Raw genomic sequence first — 16,909 nt, forward strand, 5'->3', positions numbered from 1 at the left:
GTCCCGTGCTCGCCCCCGCGGGCGTCCCCGTCAGCGCTGGTCCCCTACCCCCCACCCGCCCGCCGCCCCCGGCGCGCCGGCCGCGGTTCTGCCCCCCCCGGGGGGCGACGGGCGGTTGGCTCCGACTGGTTGCGGAGCCGGTACGGCGGGTACGGCAGGGAAACAGCACGGCGGTGGCCGCTCATCAGTGACGGCGATCCGACGAGCGCCTGCGGACGACGAAGACGGTCGCCGTGGCCGCAGCCGCGACCAGAGCGCCGCCCGCCGCGATCTCGGCGCCGTTCATGCCCTCGAAGCTGCCGCCGGTGCCACCGCGGACGCCGGAGGGGGCGACGGTCGTGACGGACCGGGTGGAGCTCGCGGTCGGCGTGGCGGTGCCGCCGGAGATGGTGAGATCGAGCGTGCCGATCCGCCCGATGCAGTTGAACTGGACCGAGTACACGGCGCCCGGCCTGGCGTCCCAGTCGACCACGGCCGTGGCTGCGCCGTTTTGGGGAATCGTGACGGTGTCGAAGATTCCGGACGTCACGGTGGTCGTGCTGGGGCAGCCACCCGCGGTGAGGGTGACACGGCCGCCCGCGGCGACGGTCGAGGGCGTCACGGCGAAGTCGTACGGAGTGTTGTTGACGGCCAAGGCTGCGGTGGGAACGGTCAGGGCGAGTGCGGCCGCTCCGAGCAGAGCGGCGGACGCGGCACGTATCGCGCGCATGGTCGGACCTCCGGGTCCCCGAGGAGCAGTAGCGGAACCGTTCCGCAGAGGTCGGGGAGTGCTCCTCGATCACCGAAACGCTAAGAGCGGCGGGGCACGCACGCGATCGGTGTAGGGCAAATGGGGCATGATGCTGCGCCAGGCGGGCGAAAGGCAGCATGTCGGGGTGTCAGTCCCGGCCGCGGATGGGATGGGGGAGCGCGGCCGCGATCCGTTCGCGCATCGGACGCCGGTCGAGCGCTTCGAGCGCCTCGGTGATCAGCTCGCTCAGCGGGTGGGACAGCTCGGCCTCGAACGCTGCCGCGGCGGCCGAGGTCGCCTCCCACTCGGTCTCCAGGGCGGGCAGCAGCTCCCGGGCCGCGGGGGTGAGCGACGTGAGGCGGCGGCGTGCGTCCTGGCCGGGACCGACCCGCACGAGCCCCTCGCGGGCCAGCTGCGCGACCGTCTGGCTCGCGGCCGAGTGCGTCACGCCGACCGTGGTGGCCAGGTCCTGGATCGAGGAGGGGCCGTCGGCTGCGAGGGTGCGCAGGAACGGTACGTAGCGCGGGCGCATGCCCGCGAGGCCCAGGTCGGCGTGGACCGCCGCGACATCGGCCTCCAGGCGGCCGAGCAGCAGACGCAGCCGGGTTCCGAGCAGTTCGGGGCCGGGATCGTCCGGTGCGGAGCGGGTCATGCCCATAATGTAACAGCGCTGTTGTATTTTGGGGGCCGCCGCGGCGGACCGCATCAGGGGAGAGGACGCCTGGTCATGGCTGAGCTGTATCCGCCCGTCGAGCCCTACGACGAGGGCATGCTGGACGTCGGCGACGGCAACCTCGTGCACTGGGAGGTGTGCGGCAATCCCCACGGCACGCCCGCGCTCGTCGTGCACGGCGGGCCGGGGTCGGGCTGCACGCCGGGGATGCGGCGGTACTTCGACCCCGACGCCTATCGGGTCGTCCTGTTCGACCAGCGCGGCTGCGGGCGCAGCACTCCGCACGCGGCGGAGCCCGGCACCAGCATGCGGCACAACACCACCGCGCACCTGCTCGCCGACATGGAACTGCTGCGGGTCCACCTCGGGGTCGAGCGCTGGGTGCTGCACGGCGGGTCGTGGGGCTCGACGCTGCTGCTCGCCTACGCCGAGCGGTATCCGGAGCGGATCGCCGGCATTGTCATCAACTCCGTCACCACGACCCGGCGTTCCGAGATCGACTGGCTCTACCGGGGAGTCGGGCGCTTCTTCCCGGAGCAGTGGGACCGGTTTTGCGCGGGCGTGCCCGAAGCCGCGCGGCCCGAGGACGTCGTGACCGCGTATGCACGCCGGATGGACGACCCGGATCCCGCCGTACGGGAGAAGGCGGCCGCCGACTGGTGCCGGTGGGAGGACGCCGTACTGTCGCTGGAACCGCACGGCGGACCGGACCCGTACAGCGGACGGCCCACGAAGGCGCGGCTGGCGATGGTGCGGATCGCCTCCCATTACTTCGCGCACGGCGCATGGCTGGAGGAAGGCGCACTACTGCGGGACGCCCATCGGCTGGACGGAATCGAGGGCGTGCTCTTCCACGGCCGTCTGGACCTGAGTTCACCGCTGGACACCGCCTGGGAGCTGGCGCGGCAGTGGAACGCCTGCGAGCTGGTCGTCATGGCGGATTCGGGGCACAAGGGGAGCGACGAACTGCGCTCGCGGGTGCGGGCCGCACTCGACCGCTTCCGCTGACGCGGCGGCTCGGGAGCGACACGCCGCATCGTTGAGTTGAGTTCAAGCCATTTCCCGTGCGGTGGCTCAGGGGGCGAATTCGCCTGGTGCCAACGGGATTTCCACCATTCGTGTCCACGGCTTCGAAGTTTTTCTCCCGCGCATTGAACACGGGCACGTCTTCCGTCCGTACCTAGGGCCATGAACGGCGCCTCCGGGCGCCGCACCGGATGGAAGAACTACGGGAGTGGACATGAACACCTGGCGGAACGCCTCGCTCGCGGTGACCGCGGCGGCCGTACTCGCGCTGACGACGGCGTGCGGTCAGGACCAGGGCACCCAGACCCCCAACGGCCAGGCGGTCGGCGCCGCGAACCCAGCGGCGCCCGGAAGCGGAGGCTACGACTCGGACGCCGGGTACGGCTCCGGCGCCGGCGGCGAGGCCGCCGCGGCGAAGCCCGCGGGCCAGCTCGCCGTCTGGGAGAGCAAGGACCTCGGCAAGGTCGTCACGGACAGCGAGGGCTTCACCCTCTACCGGTTCGACAAGGACACCGCCAAGCCGCCGAAGTCCAACTGCGAGGGCGACTGCGCGAAGGCATGGCCCGTCGTGGCCGCAGGCGGCGCGACGGCAGCCCCCGGTGTCGACCCGTCCCTGATCGGCGAAGTGACCCGGGCGGACGGCTCCAAGCAGCTCACCATCGACGGCTGGCCCATGTACCGCTACGCCAAGGACACCAAGGCCGGTGACGTCAACGGCCAGGGCGTGGGCGGCACTTGGTACGCATCCGCCCCGGACGGCAAGAAGGCGGCCCCCGGCGGAGGCGCGGGCGGTGGCGAGGAGGCAGGCGGCGAGGAGGCAGGCGGCGAGGCCGCGGATCTCGCGGGCCTCTCCGTGCGCAAGGACCCCAAGCTCGGCGAGATCGTGGTCGACAAGAACGGCATGACCGTCTACCGCTTCATGAAGGACTCCGCCTGGCCCATGAAGACGGCCTGCACCGGCGACTGCCTCGAGAAGTGGCCCGTCGTCGAGCCCGTCGACAAGAACGACACCGTGGGCATCCTCAAGAAGGGCTTCGTCACCTTCGACCGGCCCGACGGAATCGAGCAGCAGACCATCGACTGCTGGCCCATCTACACCTTCTCCGGCGACGCCAAGCCCGGCGACACCAATGGCCAGGGCGTCGGCGGCACATGGTACGCCGTGTCGCCGGAGGGCAAGCCGGTCGGAGCGCCCAAGTAGTCCCCACATCGCGCCTCCGGCCCCGCCGGCCCGCCGTTCACCTCCCGGGTGTGACGGCGGGCCGGCCGCATGTGCTGGGGGCCCTTACCGGGGGCCGGTGACGATCGGTCATGACCCGCGTACATGACCCATACGTGTGACCAAGAACGGACCGCTAATTTCCGTTTGGGGTCGCCCTCTTGGCGGGCGATCAGTAGCCTCGGCTCGAACGCTGGCCATGGACATGGCCGACCGCCGTGGCGACTTGTTGGAGACATCGATGGAGCGTCCCGCCTGGGCCCCGCAGAGCATCGACATATCGGTGCCGAGCGTGTCCCGCATTTACGACTTCTACCTGGGCGGCTCGCACAATTTCGAGGCGGACCGGGAAGCGGCGCGCAAGGCGATGCGGTTCCTGCCGGGCCTTCCCAAGATCATGCAGGCGAACCGGGCGTTCATGCGCAGGGCCGTGAATTACGCGGCGGGCCGGGGCGTCACCCAGTTCCTCGACATCGGCTCCGGCATTCCCACCTTCGGCAATGTGCACGAAGTGGCCCGCGCGGCGAACCCCGGGGCCCGCGTCGTCTACGTCGACCACGACGCCGTGGCCGTCGCCCACAGCCGCAACCTCCTCGACGGTGACGAGCGGTCGGCCGTGGTCTGCGCCGACCTGCGCAAGCCGCGGCAGATCCTCGACAGTCACGAGGTCACGGACCTGCTCGACCCGGAGCAGCCGGTGGCCCTGCTGCTCGTGGCCGTCCTGCACTTCCTCCCCGACGAGGACGACCCGTACGCGGCGGTGGCCGAGCTACGGGACGCGCTCGCCCCCGGCAGCCTGCTGATCCTCACCCACGCCTCGTACGAGGGGATACCGGTCCCCGAGGATGTGGCAGGCGGCGCCGTCGGCGTCTACGAGGACATCCGCAACCCCCTGATCATGCGCACCCGCGAGCAGATCGCGGCCTTCTTCGAAGGATTCGAAATGGTCGAGCCCGGCCTGGTCGCCATGCCGCACTGGCGGCCCGACGCACCCGTCGACCAGGAGGACCCGTACGCCTTCTCGGGCTTCTCCGGGGTGGGGCGCAAGGCGTGAAGCCGTCGTCGCAGGCGACCGGTACCGAGGCGGAGCCGGACGCTCTTGAGGACAGACTCAGGCGGTTCGCGACGATCTGGAGCCGGGCCATCTTCCCGGTGACGGCCACGTCGATGACACGACCCGAGTTCGAACAGCACCTGCTGCCCGTCGCGCGGGACCTGTGCCGCGCGCTGCGCGAGCGCCCGTTCGACACGCAGGCGGCCCAGCTGATCGGCAGGGCGCTCGTCGACGCGCACTGCACGAACCCCGACGCACTCAGCCGCACGCTCGGCGTGGTCGACTCCTACCTGGTCCTGTACTGCGGCGACTCGGAGCAGGCCGCCGAGGAGAACAGGGCGCGCTGCGCCCGGCTCCAGCACGCGGTCGCCGCCGGATTCGCCCATGCCCTGCGCGAACGTACCCTCGCCGAGCAGGAGGCCATCGCCCGTTCCTCGCTGCTGGCGCGCAACGACGCCCTGGATGCGATGCACGCCACCGAGGTCCGCTTCCGTGCGGTGTTCGACGGGGCCGCGATCGGCATCGGGATCGCCGACCTCGACGGCAATCTGCTGGAGGTCAACGACACCCTCATGCAGATGTTCGGCGGCCTGGAGCACCATGTGCGCGGCCGGAAGGTCACCGAGTGGGTGCATCCCGAGGACCGGCCCCAGGTGTGGGAGCTGTACGGGGAACTGGTGCGGGGCGAGCGTGAGCACTACCGGACGGAGAAGCCGTTCTACCGCAACGACGGAACGGTTCTGTGGACCAACCTCACCGTCTCACTGCTGCGCGACGCCGAAGGAGCCCCGCAGTACCAGCTGGTCCTGCTGGAGGACACCACGGAACGCCGGCTGCTCAACCTGCGGCTGCGCTACGAGGCCACACACGACGCGCTGACCGGGCTGCCCAATCGCAGCCTGTTCTTCGAGCGGCTGGACAAGGCCGTCTCGGCGGGCAACGGCACCCGGTTCGGGCTGTGTTATCTCGACCTCGACGGCTTCAAGGCCATCAACGACAGCCTCGGGCACGCGACCGGCGACCGGTTGCTCGTGGAGGTGGCGGACCGGTTGCAGAGCTGTGCCACCGCGCCGGGCGAGATGGTCGCGCGGCTCGGCGGGGACGAGTTCGTCGCGCTCACCACCGGCCCCGACACCGAGCGCGAGGTGGATGAGCTGGCCTCCCGTATCCTCGGCGCCCTCGCCACCCCGGTCGCCATCGACGGCCGTGAGTTCACCGTGCGCGGCAGCATCGGCATCGTCGAGGGACCGGCGGGCGAGCGGACGAGCGCGGAGGTGCTGCGCAGCGCCGACATCACCATGTACCGGGCCAAGTCGGCGGGCGGCAACCGCTCCGAGCTGGCCGACCCGGAGGCCGATGCCCGCGCCATCACCCGGCACGGGCTGACCAACGCGCTGCCCGCCGCGCTGGAGCGCGGCGAGTTCTTCATCGAGTACCAGCCGCTGGTCCATCTCGGCGACGGCAGCGTGCACGGCGCCGAGGCACTCGTGCGCTGGTGCCACCCGCAGCACGGGGTGCTCGGCCCGGACCGGTTCATCCCGCTCGCCGAACGGACCGGGCTGATCGTGCCGCTCGGCCGCTGGGTGCTCCAGGAGGCCGTACGACAGGCCCGGTACTGGAGCAGACGGCACACCGACGGCGGCCCGCTGCGCATCAACGTCAACCTCTCGCCCGCCCAGCTCCAGCACCCGGGGCTCGTCGCGGACACGGTCGACGTACTGGAGCGCTCCGGCCTGGAGCCCGGCGCCTTGTGCCTGGAGGTCACCGAGTCCGCGCTCATCGGAGCCGACGAGGACCTGCTCAAGCCGCTGCGGCAACTGGCCGAGATGGGTGTGGACATCGCGCTGGACGACTTCGGCACCGGCTACTCGAACCTGGCCAATCTGCGCCGGTTGCCGGTGAGCGTGCTCAAGCTGGATCGTTCCTTTACACAGGGCATGCAGCAGCACCCCGCCGACCCCGTCGATCTGAAGATCGTCGAGGGCATCGTGTCGCTGGCGCACAGTCTCGAACTCGCCGTGACCGTGGAGGGCGTGGAGACCGGCGCCCAGGCCGAGCAGCTGCGCGAGATCGGCTGCGACACGGCTCAGGGCTGGTACTACGCCCGGCCCGGCGCGCCGGACCGCATCCACGCGCTGGTCCTGTCGGACGCGGTCTGACCCCGGGGCGCTGCCCCAGCGGGGCTTGTTGTGTGCGACGCGCTCGTTGGGGCTCCGCCCCAAGCCCGGCGCCTCAATCTCCCCCTACAGCCTAGCGGCTGTGGGAGGTGCCCCCAGCGGGGCTGACAAGTCAGCCCGTCCGGCGTTTGAGGACACCGCGCGAAGCGCGGTACGGGGTCCGGGGCTTGCCCCGGTTTCAGGATGGGGGTACCGCCCACGGCCGCAGGCCGTAGGGGGAGGGCGGGGTGGGGAAGCCGCCCGGTGGCCCGCCGGCCGCGGTCCGGACCTGCCGGCCCCGGTCCGGGACTGTTCCGGGCGCCGGAGGCCCCCCGGCGCTCCGCCGGGGCCGTCCCGGGCGCGGCCGCTCTGGCGCTCGGATCACCGGCCGCCCTCCGGCCGCACGCGCTCAGGCCCGCGAGTCGAGCAGCACCCGCTGCAGCTCGCGGGCCGACCGCGGCGGCGCCACGTCACTGCGGTGGGCGAGTGCGATCGTGCGCCGCAGGCCGGGAGGGGCGAGCGGGGTCACCCGCAAGCCGCCTCGGGCACCCTCGGCGACCATGCTCGGCACGACGGCGACGCCGAGGCCGGCCCGTACGAATCCCAGCACGGCGTCCATCTCGCCGCCCTCCACCGTGAACGTCGGCTCGAAACCCTCTGCCCGGCACGCGGCGACGGTCAGCTCCCGCAGGTCGTAGCCGTGCCGGAACATCACCAGCGGTTCGCCCGCGAGGTCCGCGATCCGCACCGGCGCCGCCGGGGCAGCGGCCGCGGGCGCGGAGATCACCACGAGGTCCTCCCGCAGCAGTTCCACGGTGGTGAGCGCCGGCGAGGGGGAGGGGAGGGGCAGCACGACGAGCGCCAGATCGAGGGAACCGCGGGCCAGTTCCCGTACGAGATCGTGCGAGCCGGACTCCTCGATCAGGATCTCGATGCCCGGGTGCAGATCGTGGAAGGTCCGCAGTACCTGGGGCAGCAGCCCGGTGCACAGGCTGGGTGTGGCGCCGAGGCGGACCCGCCCCCGGCGCAGCTGGGCCAGCTCCTGCACCTCGCGGCGGGCCGTCTCCGTGTCGGCGAGGATGCGGCGGGCCAGCGGGAGCAGCGCCTCACCGGCGTCGGTCAGGGCGATGTTGCCCCGGGCTCGGCCGAAGAGATCGGCACCGAGCTCCTGCTCAAGGGCCCGGATCTGCTGGGACAGGGACGGCTGGGAGACATGGACGCGCTCGGCGGCGCGCGTGAAGTGGCGGGCTTCCGCGACCGCGACGAAGTAGCGGAGCTGCTGGAGCTGCATGCCACCACAGTAGAGGGTTGATAGGGGATGACTATCGATATGAGCCGGATCATGTCTTGGACCTCTCATGGTGTCCGGCCCTAGCGTCGACGGCATGGCTCTGGCAACGCGGACGGAACCGCAACCGTCCAGGACGCGCACCTTCTGGGCATCGACCATCGGCAAGAAGACCGTCATGGCCGTCAGCGGTCTGATCATGCTCGGCTATCTCGTCGCCCATATGTTCGGCAACCTCAAGATCTTCTTCGGCCCGGGGGAGTTCAACGAGTACGGCCACTGGCAGCGCACCATGGGCGCTCCCGTCCTGCACGAGTCGTGGGCCCTGTGGCTCGTCCGCGTCGTGCTCCTCGCCGCGGTGATCGGGCACGCCGTATCCGCGTACCAGCTCAGCAGGCGCGACATCAAGGCGCGCCCCAGCCGCTACGTCCACAAGCGGCCCCGCGCGAGCTACGCCACGCGCACCATGCGCTGGGGCGGCATCATCCTCGCCCTGTTCATCGTCTGGCACATCCTGGACCTGACGACCGGCAGCGTGCACACGGGCGGCTTCCAGGAGGGGCACCCGTACCAGAACGTCGTGGACACCTTCTCCACCTGGTACGGCAACGCCGTCTACATCGTCGCCATGCTCGCCGTCGGACTCCACATCCGCCACGGCTTCTGGAGCGCCGCCCAGACACTCGGCGTCGGCAGCGCCGCCCGCGACCGCGTCCTCAAGACCGCCGCCAACGTGCTGGCGCTCGCGCTGACCGCCGGATTCCTCTCCGTACCCGTCGCCGTCATGACCGAAGTGGTGAGCTGAGATGAGCTTCCTCGACTACCGGACCGGCACTCCGCTGGCCGACACCAAGGCGCCCGGCGGGCCCGTCGCCGAACGCTGGGACACGCGGCGCTTCGAGGCAAGGCTCGTCAACCCCGCCAACCGCCGCGGCCACACTGTCATCGTCGTCGGCACCGGGCTCGCCGGCGGGGCCGCGGGCGCGACACTCGCCGAACAGGGCTACCACGTCGAGCAGTTCTGCTACCAGGACTCCCCGCGGCGCGCGCACTCCATCGCCGCCCAGGGCGGCATCAACGCGGCCAAGAACTACCGCAACGACGGCGACTCGATCCACCGCCTCTTCTACGACACCGTCAAGGGCGGCGACTTCCGCGCCCGCGAGTCCAACGTCCACCGGCTCGCCCAGATCTCCGTCGAGATCATCGACCAGTGCGTCGCGCAGGGCGTCCCGTTCGCCCGCGAGTACGGCGGACTGCTCGACACCCGCTCCTTCGGCGGCGTCCAGGTCTCGCGCACCTTCTACGCCTGCGGGCAGACGGGCCAGCAGCTCCTCCTCGGCGCCTACCAGGCACTCTCCCGGCAGATCGCCGCCGGCAACGTCACCCTGCACGCCCGCACCGAGATGCTCGACCTGATCGTGGTCGAGGGCCGCGCCCGCGGCATCGTCGCCCGCGACCTCGTCACCGGCGAGATCTCCACGTACTTCGCCGACGCCGTCGTGCTGGCGACCGGCGGCTACGGCAACGTCTTCTACCTGTCGACGAACGCCATGAACTCCAACGCGACCGCGATCTGGCGCGCCCACCGGCGCGGCGCGTACTTCGCCAACCCCTGCTTCACCCAGATCCACCCCACCTGCATCCCCCGCACCGGCGACCATCAGTCCAAGCTGACGCTGATGAGCGAGTCGCTGCGCAACGACGGCCGCATCTGGGTGCCCAAGGCGCGCGGCGAGACCCGCCCGCCGCACGAGATCCCCGAGGACGAGCGGGACTACTACCTGGAGCGGATCTATCCCTCCTTCGGCAACCTCGTGCCGCGCGACATCGCCTCGCGCGCGGCGAAGAACGTCTGCGACGAAGGACGCGGCGTCGGCCCCGGCGGCCAGAATCAGGGGGGCGGAGCCGAAGGCTCCTCGGTTGAGGGCGGTGGTGGGCGACGGGAGGGCGTGTACCTCGACTTCGCCGACGCCGTCGCCCGCATGGGCCGGGCGAAGGTCGAGGAGAAGTACGGCAACCTCTTCGACATGTACGAGCGGATCACCGCGGAGAACCCGTACGAGGTGCCGATGCGGATCTACCCCGCCGTGCACTACACGATGGGCGGACTGTGGGTCGACTACGACCTCCAGACCACCGTCCCGGGCCTCTTCGCCATCGGCGAGGCCAACTTCTCCGACCACGGAGCCAACCGGCTCGGCGCCTCCGCCCTCATGCAGGGCCTCGCCGACGGTTACTTCGTGCTCCCCTCCACCATCAACGACTACCTGGCCCGCAACCCGCACAAGGAGCCGGTCACCGTCGAACACCCGGTCGTGCGGGAGGTCGTGGCCGAGACCGAGGACCGGATCAGCCTGCTGCTCTCCGTCGACGGCGACCGCACCCCTGACTCCTTCCACCGCGAGATCGGTGAACTCATGTGGGAGTACTGCGGCATGGCCCGCACCGACACCGGTCTGCGCAAGGCGCTGGAACGGATCCCGCAGATCCGTGAGGAGTTCTGGTGCCGCATCAAGGTCCCCGGCAGCGGCGAGGAGTTCAACCAGTCGCTCGAGAAGGCCAACCGCATCGTCGACTACCTGGAACTCGCCGAGCTGATGTGCCTCGACGCACTGCACCGCACCGAGTCCTGCGGCGGCCACTTCCGCGAGGAGTCCCAGACGCCGGACGGCGAGGCGGCCCGCAAGGACGAGGAGTTCTCCTACGCCGCGGCCTGGGAATACCGGGGGTCCGGGGGTCGTCCCCCGGGAGAGCACAGCACCGACACGGGCCGAGCCCCCGTCCTCCACAAGGAAGGCCTCGTCTTCGAGTACGTCCACCCCACCCAGCGGAGCTACGCATGAAGCTCAACCTGCGCGTCTGGCGGCAGAAGAACGCCGACGCCCCCGGCGCCATGGCCACCTACGAGGTGGACGGGATCTCCCCGGACATGTCCTTCCTGGAAATGCTCGACACCCTCAACGAGGACCTCATCCTGCGCGGCGAGGAGCCGGTCGCCTTCGACCACGACTGCCGCGAGGGCATCTGCGGCGCCTGCTCGCTCGTCATCAACGGCGACGCCCACGGCCCCGAGCGCACCACCACGTGCCAGCTCCACATGCGCTCCTTCCAGGACGGCGACACCATCGACGTCGAGCCGTGGCGGGCGGCCGCCTTCCCGGTCCTCAGGGACCTGGTCGTCGACCGCACCGCCTTCGACCGGATCATCCAGGCCGGCGGCTACATCAGCGCCCCCACCGGATCGGCACCCGAGGCCCACGCGACGCCGGTGCCGAAGCCCGACGCCGACCTCGCCTTCGAGCACGCCGAGTGCATCGGCTGCGGCGCCTGCGTGGCGGCCTGCCCCAACGGCTCGGCCATGCTCTTCACCTCGGCGAAGATCAACCACCTCAACGTGCTCCCGCAGGGCGCCCCGGAGCGCGAGACCCGCGTGCTCGACATGGTCGCCGCCATGGACGCGGAGGGCTTCGGCGGCTGCACGCTGACCGGCGAGTGCGCGACCGCCTGCCCCAAGGGCATCCCCCTGCCGTCGATCGCGGCGATGAACAAGGAGTGGCTGCGGGCGAACCGCAAGGTCAGGAGGTAGGCGTCAGGTCCGCCCCGAAGACCGTCGCGTAGTCCGGGACGACCACCCGGGAAGCGGGGCTGCACCGGCGGACCTCGGCGACGAAACCGTCGAGGTCCATCACCGGATCCCGCAGCGGCGGCTCGCTCAGCGGCCTCTCGAAATGGTCCCAGTGCACCGGGACGACGGTCGCGGGGCCGCCGAGCGCACCCAGCAGCCGCGGGACATAGCGGTGCGTCGCCCGGCTGGAGGGCACCGCCGCCATCAGGACGTCCGGGCGCAGCCCGGCCACCGCGCGCTCGTCGACGTCGCTCGCGCCCATGAAGAACACCGAAGGACCGCCCGCCACCGACAGCTGGAACGCCAGCGTGTCGCCCTCCGGCAGGTCCGTGACGGTGCGCGGGGCGCGCGGCGGCGGCGCGTTCAGCGTGCCCGGGGCGAAGTACGACCAGTTCGCGTTGCGGCTGTGCCGACCGGAGACCACCTCGACCGTGTAGTCGCCGAAGTCCAGCACCTCGCCGCCCTTGACGACGCTGATCCGCGCAGCGTCGACCCCGAGGGACCGCAGCACGTGGTACGTCGTCTCCGTGCCGAAGACCCGTGCGCCCGTGGACTTCGCGATGTACGGGACATCGTTGACGTGGTCCCAGTGGGTGTGGCTGACCAGGACGGTCTCCGGCCTGCCCGCGTGCCGGGCCACCAGGTCCTCGTCACAGGTCAGCTCCGTCGCCGGGTCGAAGCTGCCCTTCGGGCCGAACAGGCCGGTCTCGAAGCGGGTGATGTACGGGTCGAAGAGGACGCCGCGGCCGCCGATGTCGACACGCCAGCCCGAGGTGCCGAGCCAGCGCAGGGTCGCGCTGTCCGCCCGGATCCGCTCGGCCGCGCCGCCGCTCCGTTCCGCCGCCACTGCCGCCTTTGCTGCGGCGGGCAGCAGGGGCGCCGTCGCTCCGAGCGCGGCGCCGCGCAGCAGCGTCCTGCGGACGAACGACCGTCGGCCGCCTTCCTCCGTGGTGTTCTCGAATTCGCTCATGGCACGCAGAAGATCAGCCCCGGGCCCTGCGCGTCCAAGACCGGAGCCGCCCACGACCCATACCGTCAGGTGTATGACACCTGGTCACCTGCTCCGTCCACCGGACGGGGCGCGCAGGAAATCCACCGCCGTCCACGCGGCCGTGCCGATCGCCACGTCCGTTCGCGTGCGGTTCGCCACCGGATCGGGCGTACGGGCGAAGACCGCGACCGCGTACCGCCCGCCGTCCGGGTACGCGGCCACACCGACCTCGTTGTGCAGTCCCGGCAGCGTTCCCGTCTTCGCCGCGATCCGCACGCCGTCCCCGAACCCCGCCGCGAGGCGGTGCCGGAATACCTGACCTGTCATCAGGTCCCGTACGTGGGCGCACGCCTGCGCGGGACCGGCCTCGTCGCGCCAGATCATCCGCAGCAGCCGGGTCATGTCCCGGGGTGTGCTCGCGTTCGTACGCGCCGGGTCGAAGACGCCGAGGGCGCCGACCTCGGCGGGGGACAACGCCGGGAACAGGGCGGCGAACTCCCGCTCGTTCCGCGCACCCACCTCAGCGAGCATCGACTCCAGCAGCTGCCGGGGGCCGCCCACGATCCGGGTGCGCACGAGCCCGAGCTCCTTCGCCAGCAGGTTCAGGGTGTCCACGCCCACCCGCTCCAGCAGGAGATCCGCGGCCGTGTTGTCGCTGACCGACATCGCGAAGTGCGCGAGGTCCCGCAGGGAGACCTCCACGTCGTCCAGGCACCCCGCCGTGCCCCAACCGCCGAGCCGGTGCCCGGCCGTGACCAGCACCCGCTCCCGCGGATCGAGCTGACCGGCCGCCGCCTGCCGGGCGAACTCCAGCACCAGCAGCACCTTGAACACCGAGGCGACCACGACCGGTTGGTCGGCGCCGCACCCCACGTCCCCGCCGTGGTCGATGTCGAGCGCGTGCATCCTGCCCTCCGCACCCGCCGCCGCGAACACCGCGCCCAGCCGCTCCTCGATCCGCACCCCGAGCCCCCGTTCCCCTCGCCTACTCTCGTCCCGTGGATCTCCTGCGCCACCTGCGTATCTTCCTCGCCGTCGCCGACGAGATGAACTTCGGGCGGGCCGCCGAGCGACTCGGCATGGCCCAGCCGCCGCTCAGCCGCGCCGTCCGCAGACTGGAGGACGAATTCGGCGCCGAACTCTTCGACCGCTCACGGCGACAGATCCGGCTCACCCCGGCCGGCACGGTCCTCCTGGACGAGACGCGGGACCTGCTGGCGCGCGAGGAACGCACCCGGGTCCTGATACGGCGTGCCCGCGACGGCGATCTCGGCACCCTGCGCGCCGGAGTGCCGCCCGACACCTCGGCGGCGGTCCTCGGCGCCCTCCTCGCGGAGTGCGCCGACCGGGCGCCCGCGCTGCGGGTCGACCTCCAGGAGGTGACGACGGACGAGCAGGTACGCCTGCTGGCGTCCGGCGGGCTGGACGTCGGCCTGGTGCACGCCCCCGTCGACGCCACCGACATCGTCCTCGGTCCCGAGACCGGCGTCGACCTCGGAGTCGTGCTGCCGAGGACCTCGCCCCTCGTCCGGCTGCCCGAGGTGGCTCTCGCCGAACTGGCGGGCCACGACCTGGTCCTCTTCCCGCGCTCCACAGCCCCCGGCTGGTACGACAGGACGCTCGGCATCTGCCGCGCGGCGGGGTTCGTGCCCGGCCGCGTACGCCACGCCCGTAACCCCGAGTTCCTGATCGGGCTCGTCACGGCGGGCCACGGAGTCGCCTTCGACCAGGGGCCGGTGGCCCGCAAGGAGCCCAGGGTGGCGTGGCGGCCACTGGCCGGGCGGCCGCTCACCCAGCGGATCCGCGCGGCCTGGCCGCGGCGGTCACCGCACCCTGGCGCGCGGGAGTTCGCCGCGGTCGCGGCCGACGTGCTGGCGCGCGACCACACGACGGCGGTGCCGACGGGCGACGCGGGGGAGGCACCCCGCCCGTGGTCCGTGGTCTTCGGCTGAGCGGGGCCCGGCCCTGCCGAGGGCCTCTGCCGCCGGCACGCGCCCTGACCTTCGCACGCCCCCGGCCCTGCACGGGCGACAGACTCTTGGAGCGAGGCCAGGTCGACCGGCCCGCCATTCGGGCCGGGACTGGCGTGCCGTCAGCCGGCGGGGTGCGCCGGCCTGGAACGGGGACCGCCCCCGGCCGGAGGTTCCGGTCGGGGCGGTCGGGTCGGGGTCTGCGGCCAAGCGCCGGGTCTGCGGCCAAGCGCCGGGTCTACGGCGGGGCGCCGGGGAGGCCGCCGACCGTGAAGGTGTCGTAGATGTCGAGGAGGTCCTCCTCGGCGTTCAGCCAGAGGTCGGCGGCATCCGGCAGACCAGGGCCGTCAGTCGGAGCAGGGCGGTGAGGCCCGGCAGGCGGTCGCCCTGATCGGCAGGCAACGGCTCCGCCTCGGGCCACTCGTCGGCGAGCGCCCGCAGGCAGTCCCGCCGGGCCCGGGCCTCGTCAGTGTCCGGCCGGTCGTCCGCGACGTGCCACAGGCCCGCGGTTGGGACGGGCCGGCACGCGGCGACGAACCGCCGCCGCAGTGCCGGGTCAGCTCCCCGCCACGAGGCGGGGAGGGGCCGGCCGACCAGGGCCGTCGCGGCCTTCTCCTCCGCCTCGGACAGGCGGTCCGCGTGGCCTGTCGACGGGTCGTACTGACGGACGCCCATCAGGATGACGCCGGACGGCGTGTCCGCGTCCCGCTGGTGGGCAGCCAGCCAGTTGTAGCGGGCCGAGGCCGTGCCCTCGCGGACGTTGCCGTGCTCGTCGGTGTCGGCCACCGACAGCGGCTTCGCCGGGTCGAGCGGCAGGGCGACACCGGCGTCGCCGTGCAGGTCCCCGCGCGGCCACAGCAGGCGCCGGTCATCCAGAGCGAAAGGGCCCGTCCCTCGGTGACGGGCCCTTCCGCTCTGTGCGGCCGTGTACGGCTCAGACGGCGACGGCCGCCCGGCCTGCGATGAACGTGCGAGCGGTCTCCGCCACCCGGCCGCCGAGGTGCTGTGCGGTCGCGATGTCGGCCTTGTGCACGCCCTCCGGACCCTCGTCGGAGTTCGTCTGGGCGGCGGCGCCGAAGAAGAAGCCGAGGCGGTTGAGGTCGTCCTCGGAGCCCTCTGTGGAGTTCCATCCGGGCTTCAGACCGAGGTTCACCCAATGCATGCCGTGCTGAGCGGCAAGCGTCGCGAAGTACTGCAGGGTGTGCAGCTTGTCGCCGCTCTTGGAGCCGGAGTTGGAGAAGCCGGCCGCCAGCTTGTTCTTCCAGGCGTCAGTGAACCAGCGCTTGGAGGAGTCCTCGGCGAACTTGTGGAACGCACCCGAGGCGGTCCCCATGTAGGTGGGCGACCCGAAGACGATGGCGTCGGAGCGATCGAGCAGCTCCCACTGGGCCTCGTCGATCTCGTCGACCTTGATCAGGTGGACGGTGGCACCGGCGGCGGCCGCTCCGTCGCGGACGGCCTCGGCGATGACGGCGGTGTGGCCGTAGCCGGAGTGGTAGGCGATCGCGACAACAGGGGTGGTCACAGTAGAAGGCTCCTCGAAAGGGATGTGCTCGGCGTTGAACCCCAGAGAAGCACTAACTTTTATAAAGCGCAACCCCAGGGTTAGCGCTCGTGCCCCGAATGCGGGTGGTCTTCGACCGTTCGGCCCTTCTGGCCCGGGCTTGTCCGGCATGAAGCGGGCCGTGGAGCGGCAGCCGGTCGGCATGGGTCGGTTGGTCGAGCACTGGACGGTGCTCGGTGGCGAGTTGGCTACGACGGTTGTCCCGCGGGTGCGGGCTCGACCGCGACGGTAGGGGCGGCGACCGGGGCAGCGGCGGGGCTGCGTCCCGCCAGGCGGCAGCCGAGGCAGTCGGGGTGGCCCCGGCGTGCCGCCGTGTCGCGGACGCGCCAGGGCTGCTGGGCGACCGGCCGTGGTCCAGTGGCCTTGCCCCACCCTGCCAGGTGAAGAAGCCAGCTGCTGAGCGCGGCGAGAGCGACGACGGCGCCACCCAGCACCAGTCCCGTGGTCGAGCCGGCGACGAACGCCACCGCCATCTCCGTGCTGCCGACAGTGGCTATGGCGGTGCCTGCCCAGCCGGCGACCGTGTGGCCCATGTCGTGGTCTCCGTGCATGCTCATGGCCGTCTCCTCGGAAAATGGGATGCTGGAGCGGCTGGCCGGGGCTCACCCGC

Annotated in this window: 16 protein-coding genes; 8 read left to right on the top strand and 8 right to left on the bottom strand. The window is 71.7% G+C overall.

From position 1 onward, the window contains the following. Nucleotides 1–184: 184 nt before the first annotated feature. Both ACH5AF_RS31510 and ACH5AF_RS31515 read right to left on the bottom strand, forming a co-directional pair. Entirely contained in the window at nt 185–709 is a 525-nt protein-coding gene (locus tag ACH5AF_RS31510) for a hypothetical protein (protein ID WP_398906420.1), read from the bottom strand. 169 nt (nt 710–878) lie between these two features. Next, a complete protein-coding gene (locus ACH5AF_RS31515; RefSeq protein ID WP_398906422.1) occupies nt 879–1,382 on the bottom strand; it encodes a MarR family winged helix-turn-helix transcriptional regulator in 504 nt (167 codons plus the stop codon). A gap of 75 nt (nt 1,383–1,457) precedes the next feature. Between ACH5AF_RS31515 and pip the strand changes: the two genes are divergently transcribed. The 4 genes from pip (at nt 1,458) to ACH5AF_RS31535 (ending at nt 6,861) form a co-directional block, all read left to right on the top strand. Next, nucleotides 1,458–2,411 (top strand): prolyl aminopeptidase, encoded by a 954-nt coding sequence (pip, locus tag ACH5AF_RS31520; protein ID WP_398906424.1) that lies wholly within the window; start codon nt 1,458–1,460, stop codon nt 2,409–2,411. Nucleotides 2,412–2,643: 232 nt separating this feature from the next. Next, nucleotides 2,644–3,630 (top strand): SCO0930 family lipoprotein, encoded by a 987-nt coding sequence (locus ACH5AF_RS31525; protein WP_398906426.1) that lies wholly within the window; start codon nt 2,644–2,646, stop codon nt 3,628–3,630. A gap of 259 nt (nt 3,631–3,889) precedes the next feature. Continuing rightward, a complete protein-coding gene (locus ACH5AF_RS31530; RefSeq protein ID WP_398906604.1) occupies nt 3,890–4,702 on the top strand; it encodes an SAM-dependent methyltransferase in 813 nt (270 codons plus the stop codon). Next, nucleotides 4,699–6,861: a putative bifunctional diguanylate cyclase/phosphodiesterase gene (locus tag ACH5AF_RS31535; protein ID WP_398906427.1), complete on the top strand. Its 2,163-nt coding sequence runs from the start codon at nt 4,699–4,701 to the stop codon at nt 6,859–6,861. The genes ACH5AF_RS31530 and ACH5AF_RS31535 overlap by 4 nt, the downstream gene beginning before the upstream one ends. Nucleotides 6,862–7,267: 406 nt before the next feature. Here ACH5AF_RS31535 and ACH5AF_RS31540 read toward each other — a convergent pair whose 3' ends face one another. Further along, nucleotides 7,268–8,149, bottom strand: coding sequence for a LysR family transcriptional regulator (locus ACH5AF_RS31540; RefSeq protein ID WP_398906430.1), 882 nt, complete (start codon nt 8,147–8,149; stop codon nt 7,268–7,270). A 94-nt stretch (nt 8,150–8,243) separates the two neighbouring features. On the opposite strand from ACH5AF_RS31540, the gene ACH5AF_RS31545 reads away from it, so the two are divergent. Genes ACH5AF_RS31545 through ACH5AF_RS31555 form a run of 3 tightly spaced genes read left to right on the top strand, consistent with a single transcriptional unit; the run spans nt 8,244 to nt 11,735 of the window. After that, a complete protein-coding gene (locus ACH5AF_RS31545; protein WP_398906432.1) occupies nt 8,244–8,951 on the top strand; it encodes a succinate dehydrogenase in 708 nt (235 codons plus the stop codon). A gap of 1 nt (nt 8,952) precedes the next feature. Beyond that, nucleotides 8,953–10,992 carry a fumarate reductase/succinate dehydrogenase flavoprotein subunit gene (locus tag ACH5AF_RS31550; protein ID WP_398906433.1) on the top strand — a complete coding sequence of 680 codons (2,040 nt, stop codon included), beginning with the start codon at nt 8,953–8,955 and terminating at the stop codon, nt 10,990–10,992. Further along, complete coding sequence (locus tag ACH5AF_RS31555; RefSeq protein WP_398906435.1) at nt 10,989–11,735, top strand: succinate dehydrogenase/fumarate reductase iron-sulfur subunit; 747 nt, start codon at nt 10,989–10,991, stop codon at nt 11,733–11,735. The genes ACH5AF_RS31550 and ACH5AF_RS31555 overlap by 4 nt, the downstream gene beginning before the upstream one ends. Here ACH5AF_RS31555 and ACH5AF_RS31560 read toward each other — a convergent pair. Then, nucleotides 11,725–12,744, bottom strand: a complete 1,020-nt coding sequence (locus tag ACH5AF_RS31560) for an MBL fold metallo-hydrolase (RefSeq protein ID WP_398906437.1) — start codon at nt 12,742–12,744, stop codon at nt 11,725–11,727. The two genes, ACH5AF_RS31555 and ACH5AF_RS31560, sit on opposite strands and share 11 nt — an antisense overlap. A gap of 84 nt (nt 12,745–12,828) precedes the next feature. Beyond that, the gene (locus ACH5AF_RS31565; protein WP_398906607.1) at nt 12,829–13,671 is read right to left on the bottom strand and encodes a serine hydrolase; all 843 of its coding nucleotides are present in this window, start codon (nt 13,669–13,671) and stop codon (nt 12,829–12,831) included. Between the two features lie 101 nt (nt 13,672–13,772). Between ACH5AF_RS31565 and ACH5AF_RS31570 the strand changes: the two genes are divergently transcribed. Next, a complete protein-coding gene (locus ACH5AF_RS31570; protein WP_398906609.1) occupies nt 13,773–14,717 on the top strand; it encodes a LysR family transcriptional regulator in 945 nt (314 codons plus the stop codon). A gap of 327 nt (nt 14,718–15,044) precedes the next feature. On the opposite strand, the gene ACH5AF_RS31575 is transcribed toward ACH5AF_RS31570, so the two are convergent. The 3 genes from ACH5AF_RS31575 to ACH5AF_RS31585 all read right to left on the bottom strand — a co-directional run bounded on the left by ACH5AF_RS31575 (nt 15,045) and on the right by ACH5AF_RS31585 (nt 16,856). Beyond that, entirely contained in the window at nt 15,045–15,521 is a 477-nt protein-coding gene (locus tag ACH5AF_RS31575) for a hypothetical protein (RefSeq protein WP_398906439.1), read from the bottom strand. Nucleotides 15,522–15,669: 148 nt separating this feature from the next. Further along, the gene (locus tag ACH5AF_RS31580; RefSeq protein ID WP_398906440.1) at nt 15,670–16,260 is read right to left on the bottom strand and encodes a flavodoxin family protein; all 591 of its coding nucleotides are present in this window, start codon (nt 16,258–16,260) and stop codon (nt 15,670–15,672) included. A gap of 227 nt (nt 16,261–16,487) precedes the next feature. Next, a complete protein-coding gene (locus ACH5AF_RS31585; protein WP_398906441.1) occupies nt 16,488–16,856 on the bottom strand; it encodes an HGxxPAAW family protein in 369 nt (122 codons plus the stop codon). Nucleotides 16,857–16,909: the final 53 nt, after the last annotated feature.

Origin of the sequence: Streptomyces sp. NPDC018833 (assembly GCF_044390825.1) — a bacterium.
Taxonomy (GTDB): Bacteria; Actinomycetota; Actinomycetes; order Streptomycetales; family Streptomycetaceae; genus Streptomyces.

What these genes read in the sequence shown, in the direction of transcription:
- ACH5AF_RS31510 (WP_398906420.1), bottom strand. Translation starts at nt 709, where the DNA reads ATGCGCGCGATACGTGCCGCGTCCGCCGCTCTGCTCGGAGCGGCCGCA.
- ACH5AF_RS31515 (WP_398906422.1), bottom strand. Translation starts at nt 1,382, where the DNA reads ATGACCCGCTCCGCACCGGACGATCCCGGCCCCGAACTGCTCGGAACC.
- pip (WP_398906424.1), top strand. Translation starts at nt 1,458, where the DNA reads ATGGCTGAGCTGTATCCGCCCGTCGAGCCCTACGACGAGGGCATGCTG.
- ACH5AF_RS31525 (WP_398906426.1), top strand. Translation starts at nt 2,644, where the DNA reads ATGAACACCTGGCGGAACGCCTCGCTCGCGGTGACCGCGGCGGCCGTA.
- ACH5AF_RS31530 (WP_398906604.1), top strand. Translation starts at nt 3,890, where the DNA reads ATGGAGCGTCCCGCCTGGGCCCCGCAGAGCATCGACATATCGGTGCCG.
- ACH5AF_RS31540 (WP_398906430.1), bottom strand. Translation starts at nt 8,149, where the DNA reads ATGCAGCTCCAGCAGCTCCGCTACTTCGTCGCGGTCGCGGAAGCCCGC.
- ACH5AF_RS31545 (WP_398906432.1), top strand. Translation starts at nt 8,244, where the DNA reads ATGGCTCTGGCAACGCGGACGGAACCGCAACCGTCCAGGACGCGCACC.
- ACH5AF_RS31550 (WP_398906433.1), top strand. Translation starts at nt 8,953, where the DNA reads ATGAGCTTCCTCGACTACCGGACCGGCACTCCGCTGGCCGACACCAAG.
- ACH5AF_RS31555 (WP_398906435.1), top strand. Translation starts at nt 10,989, where the DNA reads ATGAAGCTCAACCTGCGCGTCTGGCGGCAGAAGAACGCCGACGCCCCC.
- ACH5AF_RS31560 (WP_398906437.1), bottom strand. Translation starts at nt 12,744, where the DNA reads ATGAGCGAATTCGAGAACACCACGGAGGAAGGCGGCCGACGGTCGTTC.
- ACH5AF_RS31565 (WP_398906607.1), bottom strand. Translation starts at nt 13,671, where the DNA reads ATGCACGCGCTCGACATCGACCACGGCGGGGACGTGGGGTGCGGCGCC.
- ACH5AF_RS31585 (WP_398906441.1), bottom strand. Translation starts at nt 16,856, where the DNA reads ATGAGCATGCACGGAGACCACGACATGGGCCACACGGTCGCCGGCTGG.